The sequence below is a fragment of the Nocardia uniformis NBRC 13702 genome (genome assembly GCF_001613345.1).
GTDB classification, from domain to species: domain Bacteria; phylum Actinomycetota; class Actinomycetes; order Mycobacteriales; family Mycobacteriaceae; genus Nocardia; species Nocardia uniformis.
This window is the reverse complement of sequence record NZ_BDCE01000135.1, coordinates 1-3651: the sequence shown is the minus strand read 5'-3', so window position 1 is coordinate 3651 and position 3651 is coordinate 1. Positions and strand designations below refer to the sequence as shown.

Below are 3651 nucleotides of genomic sequence, written 5' to 3'. Positions count from 1 at the left end.
GCAGCGCCGGCCGAATCCCAGTGCTCGAACAATTTCCAGGAGAACGCTCGAAGCGATTCGTGATCGCAGGTCTCAGCGAGCACTGTGAATGTTGCGACGATCTCGGCCGCGGCGACAGAAACTGGTGCGGACGCAGTCATCCAACGGCCGCTGTGGCGGGCCTGGCGGGCCAGCGTACGAACCGCGCGATGGCGGCCTCGCTGACCGCGAGCCCGCGTCGGTCGAGGATCCGTAGGACCGAACCTGCGAGTGCGGCACGGCCTTCTTCGCGGCCGATATGGTGTTCGTCGCCGAGTTCGCGCCGTGGCCGGCGATCCAACGATGCGGTGACCGCCACCAGCGCCTACTCGGCCTGCTGCCGCTGCGGTATTCGGCGGTGCCGCCGCAGGTAATCGACGGTGACGGCGAGCAGCAGGATCGGCCACGCCGCGGCCGACAGGTAACAGGCGGCCATCAGCACTGCCCAGCCGGACTTCGGGTTGTCGCTGAAACCGCTGACGCGGTCCCAGTTCGCAACGCTCATGATGACGATCGACGTCAGCATCGCCGCACCGATCAGACTGACCGTCGCGGGCAGAGCAGGCGGAACACGCCGCCCGGCCACGACCGGAAACCATGACGGAATTCGTTCGCCCCAGGGTTTTACGAGGGCGAAGGTCATTGCGGCACACCCAAGCGAGGCGGCCGACAGCACAATCATGTAGACCGTGCCGCTACCCGGAACCTGCTGGAACTCCAGCTGTTCCGCGCTCCAGCCCAGATCGACCCCGAGACCGACCAGGACCCGCCACACCCCCGAAGGCAGGACGGACAGCAAGGTCCCCCATGCGGCCAGGTTTGCCCACGTCGCCGGTCGAGTCTCACTCATACGTTGTCCCATTCCATCATCGGCCATCCAGTATTCCAGTTGTAGATCGTGATCGTGCCGTCCGGTCTGTTGTAGCGTCGGAATGTAACTGGTGGCCTACCAACGGATTTCGGCGTCGGACAGTACCGAATAGCTTGTGCCGCAATCAAACTTCTGCATGTTCGACCGAAGGAAGGCGCTGGTGGAAACAATCACCGCAGAACTCACCACCGCCCAACCACGCGAGATCGCCCTGTACGAGAAGACATTTTGCACACTCACCGAGCAAGCGGTGATCGGTGACGCTGCCCGCACCCTGATCGTGTCCGGGCTAGGATGATGCCGGTTTGTCGGCACGTGTCAATGCCGACGTGCTCATGCACGTAGCTCCGGCCATGCCCCAGCGGCACTACATGGCTCGCGGGCGGGCGCACCAGGCCGGCGCCGCCGATACGCTGGACCGGGCCGTCAGCGGGCAGGGCCGATCCACGGCGGCGAGAGGAATTAGTTGGGAGATCCGGGAAAGCAAAAGAGCCGGTCCGCTGCGAGGAACCGGCCCTGAACTGCTGTGTGGAGCTAAGGGGATTCGAACCCCTGACCCCCTCACTGCCAGTGAGGTGCGCTACCAGCTGCGCCATAGCCCCGAATGTTGCTCTCGGAGTTGGTCCGAGTGCCCGGACGAAGTTACACAGTGTGTCGCGGGGGCACAAATCGGCTGGGTGCTGGGCGTTTTCGTCGGAGAGGTCAGTGGGTTCGGCGGTGTGCGCCCGGGGGTGTGCCGATTACGCGTTTGAAGGCGCGGCTGAAGGCGGCTTCGGATTGGTAGCCGAGGCGGGTGGCGAGGTCGTTGAGGGTCAGGTCCTCTTGTTCGAGGGTGGTTTGGGCTATGTGCATGCGCCAGCGGGTCAGGTAGGCCATGGCTGGCTCACCGACCAGGGCGGTGAAGCGGGCGGCGAAGGCGGAGCGGGACATGGCGGCTTCGGCGGCGAGGGTGGCCAGGGTCCAGGGGTGGGCGGGGTCACGGTGAATCATGGCTATTGCCGGGCCTATTCGGGGGTCCTGGAGTGCGCCCAGCCAGCCGGTGCGGGCAGCGGGGTCGGCTTCGATCCAGGAGCGAATGGCTTGGATTACCAGGATGTCGGCCAGGCGGGTGATGACGGTGTCGCCGCCGGGTCGCAACTGTTTGGCCTCGGCGGCGATGAAGCGGAGGGTGGCGTCGATCCAGTCGCCCTGGGGTGAGTCGGTGCGACCGATTCGGATGACCTGTGGGAGTAGGCCGATGAGTTGACGGGCGGCCGGGTCGTCGAAGCGGACAGCGCCACAGATGACGGTCGTCGCGGGTCCACCGCCGCCGTGGCGGAGGATTTCGTAGCGCTCGCTGACCAATTCGCGGGGCAGATCGGTGAGTTTTGTCGTGCGCTCGCCCGGTCCGCTGGTCAACAGGTGACCGGTGCCGTGTGGGACCAGGGCGAGGTCACCTGATGAGAGCCACTGTCCCCCAGTACCTTCCACCTCCAGCCAGCAGGGGCCTTCGGTGACGAAGTGGAACATGACGCAGTTCGGCCACACCGGCAGTTCGATCCCCCAGGGCGCGGTGAATTCCGAGCGGCCGTAGAAAACACCGCTCATACGCAATAGGTGGAGGGCCTGGCCGAGGGAATCCGCCGACCTCCACACCGGTTCGACTCGCACGCGTCCAGTATGGGACCCGAGGAACCGCCAGTCCACAAGCCTGGATGATCTATCAAGAACCATCGACTCTCAATCATTGTCCGTCCGAATATCAGGTCTGACACTGGATTTTACGAAGGCGTACAGAATGCCTCGGCAATCCCAAGGAGTAGAGCGATGAAAGTTCTGGTAATCGGTTCGACCGGCGGATCCGGCCGCGCCGCGGTGGATCACCTGCTCTCGGCCGGACACGATGTCACCGCATTCGCACGACATCCCGAACGGCTCGAGACACGTTCCCCGCGCCTGCGTCTGGTGTCCGGCAATGCGCTGGACCCGGCCGATGTGGAGCGTGCGGTAGAGGGCCACGACGCCGTTGTCGTCACCCTCGGTATAACCGAGAATCCGCTGCGCGTGCGGATTCTCGGTCCGGCGCACACACCCATCGATATCCGTTCGACCGGAACCCGGCAGGTCGTCGCGGCCATGCGCCGACACAGTGTCCGAAAGCTGGTGGTGCTGAGTGCCTTCGGTGTCGCCGAGACCCGACCACGACTCGACCTGGTGAACAAGCTGTTCTTCCGCCTCGTTCTGAAACCGCAGATCGCGGATACCGAACGTCAGGAGCAGGCGGTGCGCGACAGCGAGCTGGACTGGGTCCTGGTGCGACCGGTCAACCTGACCGACGGTCCCGAGGACGCGATGCCCGCAACCTCGACCACACCGGAGCGAAGGAAGGTGTCCCGCAATAGTGTCGGCAGATTCCTCGCCCGTGCCGTCGAAGACTCCACCCTGCTCGGCCGGCACGTCACGGTGTCAGGACCTCGCGAGTCGAGCGATCTCGCGCGGGCGAGATGAAGACCGTGGATGCCAAGGCCAGCACCAGCGAACAGGATCACAGCCGCCAGGAGGAACAGCAGTACCCCGGCGAGGATCAGCGCGACCAACGGCAGATTGACGCCGAAGGCCCAGCGCCAGGAGAAGTCCGCGAGCCAGCCGCCCAGCAGTGGTCCGACGGCCGCGGCCGCGCCGATGGATCCCCAGATGGCGAATGCCTGGGCGCGGGCCTTACCGGTGAGGGAGCGTGTGCGTGTCACGTGGGTGGGGTGACCGGGTGAGGTTCGGTGTGGTGT

The 3651-nt window shown here is 65.1% G+C and carries 4 protein-coding genes and 1 tRNA gene; 2 read left to right on the top strand and 3 right to left on the bottom strand.

Features of this window, described 5'->3' with window-relative positions:
- Window positions 1-343: 343 nt before the first annotated feature.
- Window positions 344-868: a hypothetical protein gene (locus NU1_RS39805; protein WP_067529717.1), complete on the bottom strand. Its 525-nt coding sequence runs from the start codon at window positions 866-868 to the stop codon at window positions 344-346.
- Between the two features lie 181 nt (window positions 869-1049).
- Between NU1_RS39805 and NU1_RS42100 the strand changes: the two genes are divergently transcribed.
- On the top strand, window positions 1050-1187 hold the full coding sequence (locus NU1_RS42100) for a hypothetical protein (protein WP_157553671.1): 138 nt from the start codon (window positions 1050-1052) through the stop codon (window positions 1185-1187).
- Window positions 1188-1418: 231 nt separating this feature from the next.
- On the opposite strand, the gene NU1_RS39800 is transcribed toward NU1_RS42100, so the two are convergent.
- Together NU1_RS39800 and NU1_RS39795 are read right to left on the bottom strand one after the other, a co-directional pair.
- Window positions 1419-1491: transfer RNA gene (locus NU1_RS39800), tRNA-Ala, on the bottom strand.
- Between the two features lie 100 nt (window positions 1492-1591).
- Window positions 1592-2539 carry an AraC family transcriptional regulator gene (locus tag NU1_RS39795; protein WP_067529715.1) on the bottom strand — a complete coding sequence of 316 codons (948 nt, stop codon included), beginning with the start codon at window positions 2537-2539 and terminating at the stop codon, window positions 1592-1594.
- A 156-nt stretch (window positions 2540-2695) separates the two neighbouring features.
- Between NU1_RS39795 and NU1_RS39790 the strand changes: the two genes are divergently transcribed.
- Window positions 2696-3376 (top strand): NAD(P)-dependent oxidoreductase, encoded by a 681-nt coding sequence (locus NU1_RS39790; RefSeq protein WP_067529711.1) that lies wholly within the window; start codon window positions 2696-2698, stop codon window positions 3374-3376.
- The last annotated feature ends 275 nt before the right edge of the window (window positions 3377-3651 follow it).

Excerpts from the sequence above, each read along its gene's own strand:
- NU1_RS39805 (WP_067529717.1), bottom strand. The coding sequence starts at position 868 with ATGAGTGAGACTCGACCGGCGACGTGGGCAAACCTGGCCGCATGGGGG.
- NU1_RS39790 (WP_067529711.1), top strand. The coding sequence starts at position 2,696 with ATGAAAGTTCTGGTAATCGGTTCGACCGGCGGATCCGGCCGCGCCGCG.